The sequence below is a fragment of the Microlunatus aurantiacus genome (assembly GCF_039536605.1).
Classification (GTDB): Bacteria; Actinomycetota; Actinomycetes; order Propionibacteriales; family Propionibacteriaceae; genus Microlunatus; species Microlunatus aurantiacus.
In genome coordinates, this window is sequence record NZ_BAAAYX010000013.1 from 161806 (window position 1) to 179298 (window position 17493).

The following is a 17493-nucleotide window of genomic DNA, read 5'->3' on the forward strand; positions in this document are numbered from 1 at the left end:
CCGGTTCAGCGAATCGCCCCAGTCACGCCCGACGGAATCGACGGAATCGACCGGATCGACGACCTCACCAGGATCGACCAGCCCCCAGACGCACGACAGCCGCCGGGAGCGGTGAGCTCAGCCGACGGCTGGGTGGTGGTGCAGACGGAGAGGGCTCAGAAGCCGGACTCGTCGCGCCGGCGACGCCAGCGCTCCTCCATCTTGTCCATGAACGATCCGTCAGTGGCGGATCCCTGCGGGGCTCGGGCACGCTCGCCGCCCCGGGCCGGGGCGCTGGTGCCCACGTGCTGCCAGGAGTAGATCGCGGTCACGGCGGCGGCGACCATGATGCCGAAGCCCAGGAGGCTGAGACCGACGTAGCCGATCGGGCCGCTGGACATCAGATACAGGCCGACGACCAGCAGGGCAAGACCCACGAAGAAGCCGACACCCGCTATCGCGGCCCGGCGCCGATGGAGCTTGCGCACCCCGGTTCCGCGCAGCGTGTTCACCAGCTTGGGGTCCTCGGCGGCCAGGGCCGCTTCCATCTGCTCGAGAAGCCGCTGCTCTTCTTCTGAGAGGGCCATCGGCCACCTCCCATGTCTCGTCGTGCGCTTACTCTGACTGTACGCGCTCAGTGTTCGGCACGGACCCCGGATCCGGATTCACGACCCCGAGAGCAACGCCATTGGTGTCGCAAGTGTATGTGTCGTGGGTGTCGAGCGAAACTCTCCTGTGGTAACGCTCTCGACTCGTTCTCCAGACCCTGTGAGGACTCCCCGGGATCCCTCAGACACCGTTCCGGATCTCTCGGATCTGCGGCCCCGGAGGAACGGCCGGGTCCGCTTCGCCCTCGCCGGCCAGGCCTCCGCGCGGTTGCCAGGTCGGCGACGGCGGGCGCGAGATCCGCCGGGTCAGGACGGCCCGCTGCACCGCCCCGGGTCCGAAGCGGCCGACCGCCGCGTCGACCGCCCGGTCAGCCTCCCGCCAACCCTGCTCCGGCTCGATCAGGGTCGGCTGGACGCAGGCCTTCTCCGCCGGCACGAGCCCCTCGACCCGGACCCCCACCCGGCGGACCCGCGGACGGTCCAGGGCCAGCCGCTCGTACAGACCGAGGGCGGCGGCGTAGATCTCGTCGGTGACCGCCGTCGGCGACGACAGCGTGATGGACCTGGTCAGCTCGGCGAAATCGGCGAACCGGACCGAGAGCGACACGGTCCGGCCGACCAGTCCCGCCTTGCGCATCCGACCGGCGGTCTTGTCGGCCATCCGCAGCAGCTCGCGGCGCACCACGTGACCGTCGTCGCTGTCGGCCCCGAACGTCTCCTGCGAGCCGATGCTCCGCTCCGGCTCGGTGACCACCACCCGGCGACCGTCGCGACCCCAGGCCAGCTCCCGCAGCATCCCCCCGGCGTGCGGACCGAACGTCCGTCGCAGCCCGCCGCGCGGGGTGTGGGCCAGATCCCCGACGGTGCTGATGCCGAGGTTGTGCAGGCGCTCGGCGGTCTTGACCCCCACGCCCCACATCTCCTCGACCGGCAGCGGGTGCAGGAACGCCGCCACCCCGTCGGGTAGGACCTCCACCAGGCCGTCCGGCTTGGCCTGCTTGGAGGCCACCTTGGCCACGAACTTGGTGGGACCGATGCCGACGGAGCAGGAGATCTGTTGCTCGTCGGCGACCACGGCGCGCACGTGCTCGCCGATCTCGACCGGCGTCCCGAACATCCGCCGCGAACCGGTCACATCCAGGTAGGCCTCATCGATCGAGGCCGCCTCGACGACGGAGGTGATCGAGCGGAACACCGCTCCGATCCCGGCGGAGACCGAGCTGTACGCGTCGAAGTCCGGACTGAGGAAGGTCGCGTTGGGCGCGAGCCGCATGGCCTGCGAGGACGCCATCCCGGACCGGACTCCGAAGGCGCGCGCTTCGTACGTCGCCGACAGCACCACCCCCCGGGGATAGCCGCCGACGATGACCGGGGTCCCGCGCAGGTCGGGCCGGCGGCGCAGCTCGACCGAGGCGTAGAACGCGTCCATGTCGACGTGCATGATGATGCGGCCGGTCACACAGTTATCGTACACAGGTTCTATTCGTCGGTCACGACCCGGGTGTTCGCCGATTCTTGTCGACAAAGCGGGCTCACCGCTTCACGGCGAAGAGATGCAGGTGCGGCGCGACGGCCTGGAAGGCGGGGTCGGCGGCCACCTCGGTCTCCAGCTCCAGGAGCTCGGCCTGCCCACCCGACGCGGCCTCCAGCACCGACTCGGTGACGTGGCCCGCCACGGTGCCGACACCGTGGGTCGCCCGCACCTCCAGACCCGCGGCGGCGACCGCGGCGAGGACGCTCTCGCGGTCGAACCATCGTGGGTCGTTCCAGATCCTCCGGGCCTGCGCGATGTGACCGGCCAGGGCCTGGGTCAGCACGGCCGCGTGCCGCTGAGCCACCACCAGACTCAGGGCACCCCCGGGGCGCAGCACGCTGGCGATGGCGGCCAGGGCCTCCGCCGGGTCCTCCACCACCTCGAGCACCTTGTGGCACACCACCAGGTCGGCGCTCTCGGTCCCGATCAGGTCGACCAGCTCGGTGGCGTCACCCTGGACCGCGCTGACCCGGTCGGCCAGCCCCCGCTCGGCCGTACGGCGCTCCAACGCGGCCAACGCGTCCGGGCTGGGGTCCACCACCCGGACCCGGTAGCCGTCCGCCGCCAGGTCCATCGCCATCCCCCCGGTGCCGCCCCCGAGGTCCACCACGTCGCGGCCCGGGTGATCCAGCGCCCAGGCGGCGAGCTGCGCGGTGAGCAGGTCGTCCAGATGCGTCTGGGAGACGGATCGGCGGCGACGCGGGTCCGACACGTGGTCCTCCTCGGTGACTGGCTCTCCCGTGAGGCTATCCGGCGCGCTCGCGCACCGAGCCCGCGGCGCGGTCCCGGCGTCCGTCGCCTTCTGCTGCCCTCGAACGAGAGCGGCTGAGACCAGGTCGCCCATCGGGAGGCCCGGCACGCACGGGGGTCGAGGTCCGTTCGTGCCGGGACCAGCCCGGGCACGCAGGCGCGAATCACTGCGTCAGCTCGATCGACATCTCTGGTCAGGTCTTCCCCAAGCCCTGAATCGAAATCGCGTTCGAACCAGGACCTACGCTACACGCCGCCACCGACAGGGTGTCGAGCACCGACATCGCGGCGCGTCGTTCGTGATGCGAACGTTGCGACGCCGGCTCCCCAGGTCACGGACCGGTCACTCACCCCACCCCATCGAGAACACCTCGAACGACGTGGCCAGGGGTACGCCGAGCCGGGTTCCCGTGGGCCGGGCCGCGCCCTCGAGGAACTCGCGGGGATCGAAGAACTCCCAGCCGAGTCCGTCGATGTAGGCGCGGTGCGCCTCGAGCGACGCCACCCCGCGGTCGAACGTGGCGGTCGTCTCGACAGCGTGCTTCCCCTCGGGTGACCCGGCGGCCCACACCTGCCGGACGCCGCCCCAGGGGTGCAGCCCGGCGGCGATCTGGTCGTGGAACACCCAGCGGTTGCCGGCATCGCGGACGGCGTCCAGGGTGGCCGCGCCGACTGCGATGTGGTCGGCCTGGTTGAGCGACCGGCCACCCCAGGTGGGCCGGAAGTTGTTGGTGATGACGATCTCGGGCTGGTGCCGCCGGACCGCCGCGCAGATCACCTTCCGCAGCGCGACGCCGTACTCGAGCACGCCGTCCGGCTGACCGAGGAACTCGACCACGTCCACACCGACGATCCGACCGGACTCGACCTGCTCGGCCTCCCGCACCACCCGGCACTCGTCCGGGCTCATCCCGTCGATCCCGGCTTCGCCGCTGGTGACCATCGCGTACGCGACGGTCTTGCCCTGGTCCGTCCAGCGGGCCACCGCCGCGGCTGCGCCGAACTCGAGATCATCCGGATGCGCGACCACGCACAGGGCGCGCTCCCAGCTCTCGTCGACGGGGCTGAACGGTTCGGGTGCGGTCTCGTCGGTCATGTCCCGGAGCCTAGTCAGGCGCTGGCCGGAACGATTCTCTGGCGCAGCACAAGCCCGCGACGATCTCTCAGGCCCCGAAGCGCGGGCGAGCAGCGCCGTCAAGAAGAGTCGAGCAGCGCCGTCACACAGAGTCCGTGTGACCGAGGGAACGGGCGGGGGCGACGCGATCCCGGACCAGCCGCTTGAGCGGGGGGATCTCGGGGAAGCCGCCGTCGCGGGCACGGTCCCACAGCAGCTCGTCGTCCAGCGCGACGGTGAACACGCCACCGACCCCCGGCCGCAGGGCGACCTCGCCGAGGTCGGTGGTGAACGTGGTCAGCAGCTCCTGCGCGACCCACGCGGCCCGGAGCAGCCACCGGCACTGGGTGCAGTACGTGATCACCAGGCGCGGTGCGGCCACCGACCCGGTGTCCGCGGCGTCCGTCACAGGCGCAGACCGGTCAGGTGCGGCGTGATGTCGGCGAGCGCCTCGTCGCCGTACGCCTCGGCGAACCGTCGGCCGAACGAGGAGTTGAAGCGGTACTCCTGGGTGCCGACCACGGCGACCGCGTACGCCGACAGCATCGAGCCGATCTGCGCGCAGCGCTCGAGCGAGACGCCCCAGGAGAGCCCGGCGATGAAGCCGGCCCGGAAGGCGTCACCGACACCGGTGGGATCGCGCTTCGCCGTCTCCTGCGCGATCGGTACGTCGATCGGCTCCTGGCCGGCCACCTCGACCCGGGCCCCCCGGCGCCCCCGGGTCATCACCCGGACCCCGACCCGGGACACGATCTCCTCGTGCGACCAGCCGGTCTTCTGGGTGATCAGGGTGTCCTCGTAGTCGTTGGAGAACAAGTAGTCGGCGCCGTCGATGAGGCGGATGATCTCCGGACCGTCCAGCCAGGCCATCTGCTGGGACGGGTCGGCGATGAACCGGTAGCCCCGGGAGCGGCACTCGTCGGTGTGCCGCTGCATCGCCTCGGGGTCGTTCGGGGAGATGATCACCAGGTCCAGTCCGCCCACCCTGGCGGCGATCGGGGCCAGCTCGATCTGCCGGGCCTCGGCCATCGCCCCGGTGTAGAACGAGCCGATCTGGGCGTTGTCGGCGTCGGTGGTGCAGACGAACCGGGCTGTGTGCTTGGTCTCGGAGACGTGCACCGGCCAGGTCAGCACGCCGTGCCGGTCGAGCCAGGCGCGGTACTCGCCGAAGTCCTCCCCGACCGAGCCGACCAGCAGCGGGCTCAGGCCCAGTGCGGCCAGTCCGAAGGACACGTTGGGCGCGATGCCGCCGCGCTTGATCTGCAGGTCCTCCACCAGGAAGCTCAGCGAGATCTTGTCCAGGTGCTCGACCACGAGCGACTCGGCGAACCGACCCGGGAAGGTCATCAGGTGGTCCATGGCGATGGATCCGGTCACGGCGATCTGCACGGCGGCAGCGTAACGGCCCGTTCCCGGCGACGGCGGCACGCGGGCGATCCCCGGCGCGGTCCGGCCCGGACCGCCGCCATTACGCTGACCGACTGTGACAGCGACGGCGAGAGCACGGCGGACGGTCGACGGGCCGCCGGTGGTCGTGGTCGGCGGCGGACTCGCCGGGTTGGCCGCCGCCCTGCGGCTGACCAAGGCCCGCCACCCGGTCCGGCTCTACGAGGCCTCCGACCGGCTCGGCGGCCGATGGGCCTCGCGGACGCTGGAGCTCCCCGGCGGCAGCGTGGTCCTCGACGACGCACCCCCCGTGCTGGAGTTCCCGGCCCCCTGGCGCGACCTGTTCCGCAAGAGCGGCCGGACCCTGGTCGAGGAGTTCGACCGCTCGGCGGTCGCCCTGTCCGCAGCCGAGCCGGCCACGTACGTCTTCGCCGACGGCGCCGAGCTCCGTTGGCCCACCGACCGGGGCGAGCTGTTCGCCGAGCACGAGCAGGCGTACGGCACGGCCGTGGCCGACCGGTGGCGCCGCCTCGTCGACCAGCTGGACGACGTCTGGCAGACGGTCCGCAAGCTGGGGTGGGAGGCGGAGCTGACCGGCAAGGCCGAGCTGACCGGACCCGTCCGTCGACGGATCGAGCAGGACCGGACGGTCGCCGACCTGGCCCGGGAGATCGACCACCCGCACCTCGCCGCGGTGCTGCGCGCGGGCGCCTACCGCCAGGGCGGAGAGCCGGAGACCACCCCGGCCTGGTGTGCGGTCTCCCAGTCCATCGAGCGCCGCTTCGGTCGCTGGACGCTGCAGTCGGACTGCGTCGACGACCACCGTGACCGCACCGGGCGCAGCTCGACCCTGACGGACGCCCTGATCGAACGCGCGCGGGTGCGCCGGGTCGACATCCGCCTGAACGAACGGGTGGACGTGCTCGACCTGGACCAGGGGCGTGCCCGGGGTGTGGTCACCACCCACGAGCGGCTGACCGCCGCCGCCGTGATCTGGACCGCGGACCCGTGGCAGCTGCCGGCCGCGGGACTCCCCCGCTTCCGGGCCCGCGCCCTGCGTCGCCACCTCCGCCGCCTGACACCGGCGGCGGCGCCGCAGGTCACCCACGAGCTGCGGCCGGCCACCGACGACTGGTCCCGCGGACGCGTGCAGGAGACGGTCACCCTCGACGCCGGCGGCGTCCCGACCGTGACCTACCGGCGACCGGTCACGGCGGGGACCCTGCACTCGGTGCACGACTGGCAGCACCGAGCGCCCGACCCCGGGGCCGGCGCCGCCTGGCGGGGATTCGACAGCTGGCTGGACCGCCCGCCCGTCCGCAGCGGCGTGGATCGGCTGCTGCTCGCCGGGCCGTGGTCCCCGGCCGGGAACAGCCCGGCCGCCACGGTGCTGTCGGGCGCCCTCGCCTCGTACGCGGCCCACGATCTGATCGGCTGACATCGGCTCGAACTCGGTACGGCGCGCGAGTAGAGTGAGTCGTCCGTTTTCGGCAGTACCGCAGTGAGGCCAGGTTCTTCTTGAAGCAATCGACGCTGGAGCACGAGCTGGCGGTCGAGCAGGCGCACGTGGATCTCGTCTACTCGCGGCTCGCTGAGGCCACCCGTTCGGCCCAGCACGTGGCCGACCAGGGTGCCGACCTCTACAAGTCCGACCGAGGCAGCTTCGTGCGCGAGGAGGACGGCACAGGCCTGTACGAGCGCGACGTCTTCGCGTTCCAGGCCGCCAAGCGGCTGGCCGTCCTCGACGCCGAGCACGAGGGACTGGTGTTCGGTCGACTGGACCGCACCGACGGCGAGATCCGCTACGTGGGCCGGATCGGGGTCCGCGACGCCGATTACGAGCCGCTGGTCATCGACTGGCGCGCCCCCGCCGCCGAGCCGTTCTACCGGGCCACCCCGGTCAACCCGATGGACGTCGTCCGCCGACGGGTGTTGCGCTGCTCGGGCGACCGGGTGATCGGCATCGAGGACGATCTGCTCGGCGAGGGTTCCGACGAGGATCTGGTGGTGGTCGGCGAGGGTGCCCTGATGGCGGCGTTGAGCCGGGCCCGTGGTCCGCAGATGCGCGACATCGTGGCCACCATCCAGGCCGAGCAGGACGAGGCCATCCGCGCGCCCTGGCAGGGCTTCACGATGATCTCCGGCGGCCCCGGCACCGGGAAGACCGTCGTCGCCCTGCACCGCGCCGCGTTCCTGCTCTACTCCCACCGCCGCCGGTTCGAGAACGGTGGGGTGCTGGTCGTCGGTCCGAGCCAGGTCTTCATGAACTACATCGAGCGGGTGCTCCCGTCGCTGGGCGAGGACGCGGTCACGCTGCGCTCGATCGGCGGGGTCGCCGCCGACGTGGTGGACCTGCGCGGCGAGCGCACCGACACCGCCGCGGTCGCCACCCTCAAGGGCAGCCTGCGGATGGTCGCGGTGCTGAAGCGGCTGGTCAACGAGCCGTGGCAGGACGTGCCGCGGGAGCTGTTCGTCACGCTGCAGGGCGACGTGCTCCGTCTCAGGGCCGACGAGCTCAGCCGGATCCGGGCCGATGTGCTGGGTCACACCAAGCTCAACGCCGGGCGCGAGCCCGCGGAGAAGGCGCTCCTCAACGCCCTGTGGCGCAAGCGGGGCGACATCGACCTGGAGCGGGACGAGTTCGACGAGAAGATCACCGACAACGCCGCCTTCACGGTGTTCACCAACGCCTGGTGGCCGCGGGTGGACGCCACCGACACCCTGGCCCGGCTCGCCTCCCGCAGCATGACCGAGCGGGTGACCGCCGGCATCCTGAGCGCCGACGACGCCGAGCTGCTCAGCGCGTCCTTCCGCGACCGGCCCGACGGACGCGCCTGGACCATCGCCGACGCCGCCCTGCTGGACGAGCTCGTGCACCGCCTCGGTCCGCTGCCCGAGCCGGAGGAGCGGGAGATCTCCCTCTTCGCCGACGACGACACCGAGATCGCCGAGCTGGTCACCACGATGGAGCGGCTGGCCCCGAAGCGCGAGATCGACCCGTTCGCCACCCCGCACGACACGTTCGCGCACATCCTGGTGGACGAGGCTCAGGACATCACGCCGATGCAGTGGCGGATGCTGCGCCGCCGCGGACCGAGCGCGAGCTGGACCATCGTCGGCGACCCGGCCCAGAGCTCCTGGCCGGATGGCCGGGAGACCGAGCGGGCCCTGACCGAGCTGGTGGGCGGAGCTCCGGTCCGTCGCTACCGGATGAGCACCAACTACCGGTCTCCGTCCGAGGTGTTCGACCTGGCTGCACAGGTCGTGGTGCACGCCTACCCGGAGGCCGATCTGCCCCAGGCGGTCCGCTCCACCGGGGTGGCTCCGGAGCTGCTCACCGCCGCGGACCTCGGCGACGGCGTCCGGGACGCGGTACGGGCCCTGCTCGGGGCGGTCGAAGGCACTGTCGGGGTGGTCGCCCCGCCGTCACGGCTGGCCGCCGTGGTCCGCGCCCTGCAGGACGCCCCCGAGGGGTCCGACGAGCGGGTGATCGTGGTGACGGCCCTGCAGGCCAAGGGCCTGGAGTACGACGGGGTCCTGGTCGTCGACCCGGACACGATCGTGGCGGAGTCGGCCGGCGGTTTGCGTTCGCTCTACGTGGCGTTGACCCGACCGACCCAGCGCCTGGTCACCCTCGACCTGAGGCCCGACCCGCTGTGGCGGCGGAACCTGGGCTGACACCCTGGTCCTGCTCCCCGCTGGTCACGAACGCCCCCGGACGCGGCGCTCCCGCGCAGGTCCGGGTGGGTCACGCTCGTGACCTCAGCGCGTCCGGGTCAGGGTGTCGACACCCTGCAGGATCTCCAGCGTCGCCGTGGAGCGGTTCATGGTGATGAAGTGCAGACCCGGCGCACCGCCCTCCAGCAGCTGCCGGCTGAGCTCGGTGGCCAGCTCCACCCCGACCCGACGGACGGCGGCGGGGTCGTCGCCGGCCGCGTTCAGCCGGTCCACCACGAAGCGGGGCAGGTCGGCTCCGGAGAGCTCGGCGAACCGCTGGATCTGGCTCAGCCGGGTGACCGGCATGATGCCGGGGATGATCGGCAGGTCCGACCCCGACGACCGGACCCGGTCCACCAGCTCGAAGTAGCGCTCGGCAGTGAAGAACAGCTGGCTGATGGCGAAGCCCGCCCCGGCCCGCTCCTTCTCCACCAGCACCCGGGCGTCCAGGGCGGCGTCCTTGCGCTCGGGATGCAGGTCGGGGAAGGCGGCCACGCCGATGCAGAAGTCGCCGAGGGTGGCTACCAGCTCGACCAGCTCGGTGGCGTTGGCCAACCCGTCGGGCTCGCGGACCCACGGCTGCGTCGGTCCACCGGGCATGTCGCCCCGGATGGTCAGGATGTGTCGGATGCCGGCGTCGGCGTACGCGCCCACCACGCGCCGGAGCCGGTCCCTGGCCTGGCTGGCGCAGGTCAGGTGCGCCATCGTCCGCAGAGTGGTCTGCTCGGCGATGGCCCGGGTGACGTCGATGGTGCGGTCCCGGGTGGACCCGCTCGCACCGTAGGTCACCGAGACGAAGTCGGGCGCCAGCGCCTCCAGCCGACGCACCGTGTCCCACAGCACCCGGGCCTGGTCGTCGTCCTTCGGCGGGAACAGCTCGAAGGAGAAGAGCGGCCGGTCGCCGGCGGTCAGCAGGTCGGCCACGGTCGGCGGACGTGACGCGTACGAGAGCGGACCGGCCATTCCGTCACCCTAACGACGGGGCTCCCACGCGCTCCGTAGGCTCACCATGTGGTCGAAGCCCCCGACATCCCGCTCCTGCTGGACCCCAGCCACCCTCTCGGTGAACCGTTCCGGTCAGCGATCCAGGACCGGATCACGACGTTCCTGGAGGAGCAGGAGTCCCGGCTGAGTGAGCTGCAACCCGAGGTCGGGACCCTCGTGGACCTGGCCGCTCGGCTGCTGGCCGGCGGCAAGCGGCTGCGGCCCGCGTTCTGCGCCTGGGGCTACGTCGCTGCCGCCGGACTGGGCCCGGTGCGGGATCAGACCGACGCCACCGAGCCCCTGCTCACCGCTGCGGCGAGCCTGGAGCTGTTGCACGGGAGTGCCCTGGTGCACGACGACGTGATGGACGGCTCGGACACCCGTCGGGGGGCGCTGTCGGCCCACCGGGAGCTCGAGGGCCGGCACCTGGCCGACGGTCGGCTCGGGGACCCCGAGACCTTCGGTCGCGCCGGGGCCATCCTGCTCGGGGACCTGCTGGTGATGTGGTCGGTGGAGATGCTGGAGCGCGCCGGGCTGCCTGCGGCGTCGGTCCCGGGGGCGTTGGCGATCGCCCAGTCGATGCGGACCGAGGTGACCTGCGGGCAGTACCTGGACGTGGCCGCCCAGTCGCTGGCCCTCGGCTCCGACCCGGACGCCGAGCTGCTCGCCGCCAACCGGGTGGTGGAGTACAAGTCCGCCCGGTACACCGTCTACCGCCCGGCTCAGCTCGGCGCCGTGATCGGTGGCGGGTCGTCCACGCTGCTGGATGCCCTGGCCGCCTACGGGTCGCCACTCGGACGCGCCTTCCAGTTCCGCGACGACCTGCTCGGTGTCTTCGGCGATCCCGAGCTGACCGGCAAGCCGGTCGGTGACGACCTGCGCGAGGGCAAGCGGACCGTGCTGATCGCTGCCGCCATGGCCCGCACCGACGACAGCGGGCGGCGGCTGCTGAGCGACCGCCTGGGTGACCCCGCCCTGGACGCCGCCGGCGTCGCCGCCCTGCAGCAGGTGATCGTGGACTCCGGCGCGCACGAAGCGGTGGAGTCGATGATCGCTACCTACTACGACGAGGCGGTCGCGGCTCTGGCCGGACCTGAGATCAGCCCCGCGGGTCGGCAGGGACTCACCACCCTGGCCGCGGCAGCGGTCCACCGGAGCGCCTGAGCCGCGGCAGCGGTCCACCGGAGCGCCTGAGCCGCGGCAGCGGTCCACCGGAGCACCTGAGGGGGGAGGTATGGGCCCCGGTCAGGAACCGGAGGCGGGCCAAAGCAGCGGCTCGATGGACCGCACCCAGGCGTGTCGGGGTGCACCCAGCGATCGAGACCCGCGTCTGTCCCGGATACCGCCGCCGCCTCAGGTCAGGACGACCGCGAACGGCGGGTCCTGGGCCGCCCGCTCCTCCAGCACGTCGAGGATCCGTCGCCAGGGACCCGGCCGGGCCACCGCGAACATGGCGTGGCTCGGCCAGACCAGGGCGGTCGGCTCGGTCATGTCGGTGAGCACGTCCCACAGGGCATCCAGGTTGGCCCCGGTCCAGTCCGGCAGGTCCAGGCTCGTGCGCAGGGCGGCGTAGAAGTCGCGACTCCGGGCCACCTCGGGCAGCACCGCCACCCGCCAGCCGTCAGAAGCCAGCTGCGTCTCGACGTCGTCGGCGGCCGCGACGACCCGGTAGACCCCGCCTCGCCCGGCGGCCAGACCCGTCCGCTCGGGCTCGCCGCCCGGTGCCGTCATCCCCGGTGCCGTCATCGCTGCACCCGCGCGAACGTGTCGTAGTGGTCGGCGGTGTAGAACAGCTCACGGTCCCGGTCGCCGGTGACGATCCGCCGGGCGCCACGGTCCCGCTCCCCCGGCGTCCGCACCGTGTACTCCCGGTAGTAGCCGCGGGCCCGCTTCGGCAGCACGCCCTCGAAGTTGTTGAACGTGGCGCCGTCCTTGGCGTACGGGAAGGGGCCGCCGGCGTCGATCAGGGCGACCGTCTGGCGGGCCTGGACGGGTAGGTCGGCGAGCCGCACCCACGCCAGCCCGTCACTGGGGCTGGGCAGGCTGCTCGAGCGGGGAGCCGTCGTCGTCCGAGCCGTCGCGGTGGCCCGGCCCGTCGTCGGGGTCCGGTCGACACTCCGTCCCGTTGAGCTCGCGGTGGTCGCGGTGGGAACGGCGTCCGTCGGGCCCGCTGTCGGCGTCGGACCGCCCGCCTGCAGCGCGTAGACCAGCAGCACCACCACCGCGACGGCGGTGAGGATGGCGCCGACCCTGGCGACCGTACGGTTCACGGGCACCGGGGGTGTCACCGGGCGGGACCGGTGAAGCCGGCGGCGCCCAGGGTGAACTGCTCCATCGCCGGGTCGGCCCGCCAGGCGTCCCGCAGCCGGGAGCTCAGCGAGCGGGCCGCGGCCTCCGGGTCGTCGGCCAGCGTGAGGGCGCGGACCACGCAGACCCGGCGGGCGCCGGCGGTCAGCACGTCGTCGAGCACGCCCTCGTCGATGCCTCCGATGGCGAACCACGGCTTGGCGGCGAGGTCGTGCGGCGGAGCGACCCGAGCGGCGTAGCGGACCAGGTCAAGCCCGACCGGCTCGTAGTCGGGCTTCGTCGACGTCGCGTACACCGGACCGACGCAGAAGTAGTCGGCGTCGTCGTCGGCGATCGCCCGGTCGGTCTGGTCGGGGGCGTGGGTGGACCGACCGATCATCGCCCAGCGGTGCAGCCGCCGCCGCGCCCGACGGGACGACCCGTCGGTCTGACCGAGGTGCAGCACGTCGGCCGAGAAGCGCTCGGCCAGCTGCGCTGAGTCGTTCACACAGACCAGGGCCCGGTGCCGCTCGGCCGCCCGCCGGGCCACCTGCAGCGCCTCGAGCTCCTCCTCGGCGTCCATGTCCTTCTGCCGGATCTGCAGGATGTCCACCCCGCCGGCGAACACCGCCTCACAGAACTCGGCCAGATCACCCCGTTCGGTCCGGGCGTCCGTGCACAGGTAGAGCCGGGCCAGGCGCAGCCGGGCTTGCAGCCCCATGAGTACGTTCATGAGTGGAGCCTCTCGGGAGGGCAGGAGCACCTGTCTGATGAGTACTGGCGGGCGACGCGTCCCTGGTCGTACGGGATCGCGCCGAACGAGCGAGACGGCGCGGAGCGCGGGACCGCCGAGCGCGGAGCGCGACCGAACATCACCGTCATGTCCGCGACCCTACCGATCTCCGGGCCGTGAGCCGGGGGTTCCTAGACTGACGGCATGACCGACACCCAGCCCGCGACCGCCGACGTGGTCGTCATCGGCGGCGGGCTGATGGGCCGGGCCTCGGCCTGGCGGCTGGCCGCCGCCGGTCTGGACGTGGTCGTGGTGGGCGGCGAGACGGCGGCCGCGGCGTCCACGGTCGCGGCCGGGATGCTCGCCCCCGTCACCGAGACCACGTTCACCGAGGAGGTCCTCCTCGGTCTCAACCTGGCCTCGATGCAGCGCTACCCGTCCTTCGCCGCCGAGGTCGAGCAGGCCAGTGGTCTACCCAGCGGTCTCCGTGCCGGCCCCACCCTCTCGATCGCCTACGACGCCGACGACGCCGCGCGACTGGCCACGCTGGCGGCCTACCTGGGTCGGCTCGGTCTGGAGTCGAGCCGGCTGACCAGCCGCGAGGCGCGCACGATCGAGCCGTTGCTCGCCCCCACCGTCCGCGCCGGCCTCCTGGTCCCGGGCGACGCCAGCTGCGACAACCGGCAGCTGCTGGCCGCTCTGACGGCGGCGGGAGAACGGGTCGGCGTGCGGGCCGCCGCCGGGTTCGTCCACCACGTCGCCAGTGCGGCCGACCGGGTCACCGGTGTCGTGCTGGCCGACGGGACGTCGGTGTCGGCGCCGACGGTGGTGCTGGCCAACGGCGCCTGGGCGGGTCAGGTCACCGGGATCCCGCCGGTCCCGGTACGACCGGTCAAGGGCCAGATCCTCCGGCTGGATCCGGGGCGCTTCCCCCAGCCCGGCGTCGTGGTCCGGGCCTTCACCCGCGGGACCGAGATCTACCTGGTGCCCCGGGACGGCGGCCGCGAGGTCGTCGTCGGCGCGACCGTCGAGGAGCTCGGCTTCGACCGGCGGGTGACCGCTGGCGGGGTGTACGAGCTGTTGCGCGACGCTCGACTGGCCATCCCGATGAGCACCGAGTACGTGCTGGCGGAGGCGTCCGTCGGCTACCGACCGGGCACCCCGGACAACGCGCCGATCCTCGGGCGGGGCGTGCTGGAGGGCCTGGTGCTGGCCACCGGTCACCACCGCAACGGGGTGCTGCTCACCCCGATCACCGCCGACGTGGTGGCCGAGCTGGTGCTGCACGACCGCGTGCTCGACGTGGCCGCACCGTTCGGCCCGGAGCGTTTCGACCGAAAGCGCATCGACCGCGAGCGCATCGACCGCGGGCGCGTCGACCCGGTCGCAGCCGGTCACCGCGAAGAGGACCGCCGATGCTGATCTTCGTCAACGGCGAGCGGCGCGAGGTGTCCGCCGGCACCAGGCTGCACGAGGTCGTCGGCGACGGGGACGAGACTCCCCGCCGGGGCGTGGCGGTCGCCGTCGACGGCACGGTGGTGCCGCGGGCCCGGGTGGCGGAGACGGCCCTGACCGAAGGAGCACGGGTGGAGATCGTCACGGCGGTGCAGGGTGGTTGAGCTGACGAGCGGCGTACGCAGGGACCCGGTGACCGCCGAGCCGACCGATCCGCTGGTGATCGCCGGCCGCTCGTTCACCTCGCGGCTGGTGATGGGGACCGGCGGAGCACCCAGCCTCGAGGTGATGGAGGCTGCGCTGCTGGCGTCCGGCACCGAGCTGACCACCGTGGCCATGCGCCGGGTCGACCCCAGCGCCCCCGGGTCGGTGCTGGACGTGCTGGACCGGCACGGCATCGCGATCCTGCCGAACACGGCCGGCTGCTACTCCGCGGCCGAGGCGGTGCTGACTGCCCAGCTGGCCCGCGAGGCGCTGGAGACCGACTGGGTGAAGCTCGAGGTGATCGCCGACGAGATCACGCTGCTCCCCGACCCGATCGAGCTGCTGGACGCCGCGGAGCGGCTCGTCGCCGACGGCTTCGTGGTGCTGCCGTACACCAACGACGACCCGATCCTGGCCCGCAGGCTGGAGGCCGCGGGCTGCGCGGCGGTGATGCCGCTGGGCGCTCCGATCGGTTCCGGCCTGGGCATCCGCAACCCGCACAACATCGAGCTCATCGTCGAGGCGGCCAGGGTCCCGGTGATCCTCGACGCCGGGATCGGCACCGCGTCGGAAGCGGCCCTGGCCATGGAGCTCGGGTGCGATGCCGTGCTGCTGGCCTCCGCGGTCACCCGGGCCGAGCGGCCCGTGGCGATGGCCGAGGCCATGCGGTACGCCGTCCGGGCGGGTCGGCTGGCCCGCGGGGCGGGTCGGATCCCGGTCCGCCGCTACGCCGAGGCGTCCTCGACGAGTGCCGGACGCATCGACTGACCGGCGCGTGCCATGGAGCCTCGCCTCGGCGCGGCATCCCCGGCTCGACCCTCCCCCGTGCCTAAACTCGGCCGAAGGTCCCTGTGTCATCCAGCACCGGGCCGACTTCCCCCATCGTGTTCGGAGCAGGCGTGACCATGACGAGTGTCGGTGACCCCCTGGTGGGTCAGCTGCTCGACGGTCGCTACCAGATCACCCACCGGTTGGCCCGCGGCGGCATGGCCACCGTCTACATCGCCACCGACATCCGGCTGACCCGGACCGTGGCGGTCAAGGTGATGCACATCGGTCTGGGCGACGACGCCGAGTTCGCCCGGAAGTTCGACCACGAGGCCCGCTCGGCCGCGAAGCTCTCGCACCCCAACGTGGTGTCGGTCTTCGACCAGGGCCACGACGACGGCCGGCCGTACATCGTGATGGAGTACGTCGAGGGTCGGACCCTCCGCGACATCTTGAACCACGAGGCGCCGCTGCCGCCGGAGCGCGCGCTGGACATCATCGAGCCGGTGCTCGGGGCCCTGGCCGCCGCGCACGAGGCCGGTCTGGTGCACCGCGACGTCAAGCCGGAGAACGTGCTGCTGTCCGAGCGCGGGCAGATCAAGGTGGTCGACTTCGGGCTGGCCAAGGCCATCTCGGCGCAGACCTCGACCGCGACCCAGGGACTGCTCATCGGTACCGTCTCCTACCTGCCGCCGGAGCTGGTGCTGTCCGGTCGGGCCGGTCCGCGCTCCGACGTCTACAGCGCCGGCGTCGTGCTGTTCGAGATGCTGACCGGACGCAAGCCCCACGTCGGCGACACCCCGATCCAGGTCGCGTACGCCCACGTCCACAACGACGTCCCGCCCCCGTCGCAGTTCTGCACCGCCGGCCAGATCCCGCCCTACCTGGACGCGCTGGTCACCGGCGCCACGGCCCGCAACCCCGACGCCCGGCCGCACGACGGCAAGGTGTTCCTGTCCCAGGTGCGCCGGGTGCGGGCGGCGCTGCGCGACGGTCTGCCCGACGACCCGGAGCTGACCCAGGACCTCAGCGTGCTGCAGCGCTCCGACCTCTCGGCCGCCCTGCCGCCGGGGGTCGACCCGAACGCCGAGCTCACCCAGCTGGTCCCGCCGCCCGGCGCGCCACCGGTCGGGCCGCCGCGGATCGTGCAGCAGCGCGGGATGACCCCGACGTCGCCGCCCACCGTGCGCGACGCCCCGCCCCCCGCCGTGCCCGGCGCCTCGGCGGGCGAGTCGTCCTACAACCCGGCCCCGACGTACGTCTCCGGCGACCGGCTGGCCTCGCGGCGGGACCGCGAGGGAGCCCGTCGCCGGCGGGGCTGGCTGATCGTGCTGCTGGTGCTGATGCTGACCGCGATCGCGGCCCTCGCGGGCTGGTATCTGACCGAGGGCCGGTTCACCGCCACACCGGCGCTGACCGCACTGCCCCAGACCGAGGCCGCCACGGTCGCCCAGCAGGAGGGTCTGCAGATCGACTTCGTGGACCGGTTCTCCGAGACCGTCGCGCCCGGGCTGGTGATGGACACCGACCCGGTGGCCGGCACCAAGGTGCCGGACGGTGGCTCGATCACCGCGGTCGTGTCCAAGGGTCCGGAGCGGTACGCGATGCCGAAGGTCGTCGGTCTCGGCCAGGCCGCCGCCGCCGCCGCGATCAAGGACGCGAACCTGACCCTCGGCAGCGTCGACCAGTCCTTCTCACCCAAGGTCGCCAAGGGGATCGTCCTCAGCGCCTCGTACGCGCCCGGCGCCAAGCTGAAGTCGGGCGCCACCGTCGAGCTGACCGTCTCCAAGGGCCCCCAACCGATCAAGATCGCCGACTACACGGGCAAGAGCGCCGCCACGGCCAAGGCGGCCCTGACCGAGGCCGGTTTCAAGGTCAAGATCACCACCGCGAACTCCGACACCGTCACCAAGGGTGCGGTGATCAGCCAGTCACCCGACAAGGGCACCGGGGTGAAGGGCGACAGCATCACGGT

Annotated in this window: 16 protein-coding genes and 1 pseudogene; 7 read left to right on the plus strand and 10 right to left on the minus strand. The window is 72.6% G+C overall.

Annotated elements, in window-relative coordinates; genetic code table 11:
• Positions 1–155: 155 nt before the first annotated feature.
• The 6 genes from ABD714_RS14585 to ABD714_RS14610 form a co-directional block, all read right to left on the minus strand.
• A complete protein-coding gene (locus ABD714_RS14585; RefSeq protein WP_344813107.1) occupies positions 156–566 on the minus strand; it encodes a DUF3040 domain-containing protein in 411 nt (136 codons plus the stop codon).
• A 202-nt stretch (positions 567–768) separates the two neighbouring features.
• Positions 769–2046, minus strand: a complete 1278-nt coding sequence (gene dinB / locus ABD714_RS14590) for a DNA polymerase IV (protein WP_344813109.1) — start codon at positions 2044–2046, stop codon at positions 769–771.
• 73 nt (positions 2047–2119) lie between these two features.
• Positions 2120–2833 (minus strand): class I SAM-dependent methyltransferase, encoded by a 714-nt coding sequence (locus ABD714_RS14595; protein ID WP_344813110.1) that lies wholly within the window; start codon positions 2831–2833, stop codon positions 2120–2122.
• Positions 2834–3214: 381 nt separating this feature from the next.
• Positions 3215–3967, minus strand: coding sequence for a PIG-L deacetylase family protein (locus ABD714_RS14600; protein ID WP_344813111.1), 753 nt, complete (start codon positions 3965–3967; stop codon positions 3215–3217).
• A gap of 121 nt (positions 3968–4088) precedes the next feature.
• Positions 4089–4367, minus strand: a complete 279-nt coding sequence (locus ABD714_RS14605; RefSeq protein ID WP_344813112.1) for an Rdx family protein — start codon at positions 4365–4367, stop codon at positions 4089–4091.
• A 23-nt stretch (positions 4368–4390) separates the two neighbouring features.
• On the minus strand, positions 4391–5374 hold the full coding sequence (locus ABD714_RS14610; RefSeq protein ID WP_344813113.1) for a carbohydrate kinase family protein: 984 nt from the start codon (positions 5372–5374) through the stop codon (positions 4391–4393).
• A gap of 94 nt (positions 5375–5468) precedes the next feature.
• Here ABD714_RS14610 and ABD714_RS14615 point away from each other — a divergent pair, with 94 nt between their 5' ends.
• Both ABD714_RS14615 and ABD714_RS14620 read left to right on the plus strand, forming a co-directional pair.
• On the plus strand, positions 5469–6809 hold the full coding sequence (locus tag ABD714_RS14615) for an FAD-dependent oxidoreductase (RefSeq protein WP_344813114.1): 1341 nt from the start codon (positions 5469–5471) through the stop codon (positions 6807–6809).
• 80 nt (positions 6810–6889) lie between these two features.
• Positions 6890–9049, plus strand: coding sequence for a HelD family protein (locus ABD714_RS14620; RefSeq protein WP_344813115.1), 2160 nt, complete (start codon positions 6890–6892; stop codon positions 9047–9049).
• 84 nt (positions 9050–9133) lie between these two features.
• On the opposite strand, the gene metF is transcribed toward ABD714_RS14620, so the two are convergent.
• On the minus strand, positions 9134–10051 hold the full coding sequence (gene metF / locus ABD714_RS14625; protein ID WP_344813116.1) for a methylenetetrahydrofolate reductase [NAD(P)H]: 918 nt from the start codon (positions 10049–10051) through the stop codon (positions 9134–9136).
• A gap of 48 nt (positions 10052–10099) precedes the next feature.
• Between metF and ABD714_RS14630 the strand changes: the two genes are divergently transcribed.
• On the plus strand, positions 10100–11236 hold the full coding sequence (locus tag ABD714_RS14630; protein ID WP_344813117.1) for a polyprenyl synthetase family protein: 1137 nt from the start codon (positions 10100–10102) through the stop codon (positions 11234–11236).
• Between the two features lie 189 nt (positions 11237–11425).
• Here the strand turns inward: ABD714_RS14630 and ABD714_RS14635 are convergent, their stop codons facing one another.
• Genes ABD714_RS14635 through thiE form a run of 3 tightly spaced genes read right to left on the minus strand, consistent with a single transcriptional unit; the run spans position 11426 to position 13091 of the window.
• A complete protein-coding gene (locus ABD714_RS14635) occupies positions 11426–11818 on the minus strand; it encodes a barstar family protein (RefSeq protein WP_344813118.1) in 393 nt (130 codons plus the stop codon).
• Positions 11815–12342, minus strand: coding sequence for a guanyl-specific ribonuclease (locus ABD714_RS14640; protein ID WP_344813119.1), 528 nt, complete (start codon positions 12340–12342; stop codon positions 11815–11817). Before ABD714_RS14640 ends, ABD714_RS14635 begins: the two co-directional genes overlap by 4 nt.
• A gap of 14 nt (positions 12343–12356) precedes the next feature.
• Positions 12357–13091 (minus strand): thiamine phosphate synthase, encoded by a 735-nt coding sequence (thiE, locus tag ABD714_RS14645; protein ID WP_344813120.1) that lies wholly within the window; start codon positions 13089–13091, stop codon positions 12357–12359.
• 204 nt (positions 13092–13295) lie between these two features.
• Here thiE and thiO point away from each other — a divergent pair, with 204 nt between their 5' ends.
• The 4 genes and pseudogenes from thiO to pknB all read left to right on the plus strand — a co-directional run.
• The gene (gene thiO / locus ABD714_RS14650; RefSeq protein WP_344813121.1) at positions 13296–14513 is read left to right on the plus strand and encodes a glycine oxidase ThiO; all 1218 of its coding nucleotides are present in this window, start codon (positions 13296–13298) and stop codon (positions 14511–14513) included.
• The gene (gene thiS, locus ABD714_RS14655) at positions 14507–14710 is read left to right on the plus strand and encodes a sulfur carrier protein ThiS (RefSeq protein ID WP_344813122.1); all 204 of its coding nucleotides are present in this window, start codon (positions 14507–14509) and stop codon (positions 14708–14710) included. The genes thiO and thiS overlap by 7 nt, the downstream gene beginning before the upstream one ends.
• A 28-nt stretch (positions 14711–14738) precedes the next feature.
• On the plus strand, positions 14739–15518 hold the full coding sequence (locus ABD714_RS14660; RefSeq protein WP_344813123.1) for a thiazole synthase: 780 nt from the start codon (positions 14739–14741) through the stop codon (positions 15516–15518).
• Between the two features lie 137 nt (positions 15519–15655).
• Positions 15656–17485 (plus strand): annotated as a pseudogene (pknB, locus tag ABD714_RS14665) (Stk1 family PASTA domain-containing Ser/Thr kinase); the annotation flags it as partial.
• Between the last annotated feature and the right edge of the window lie 8 nt (positions 17486–17493).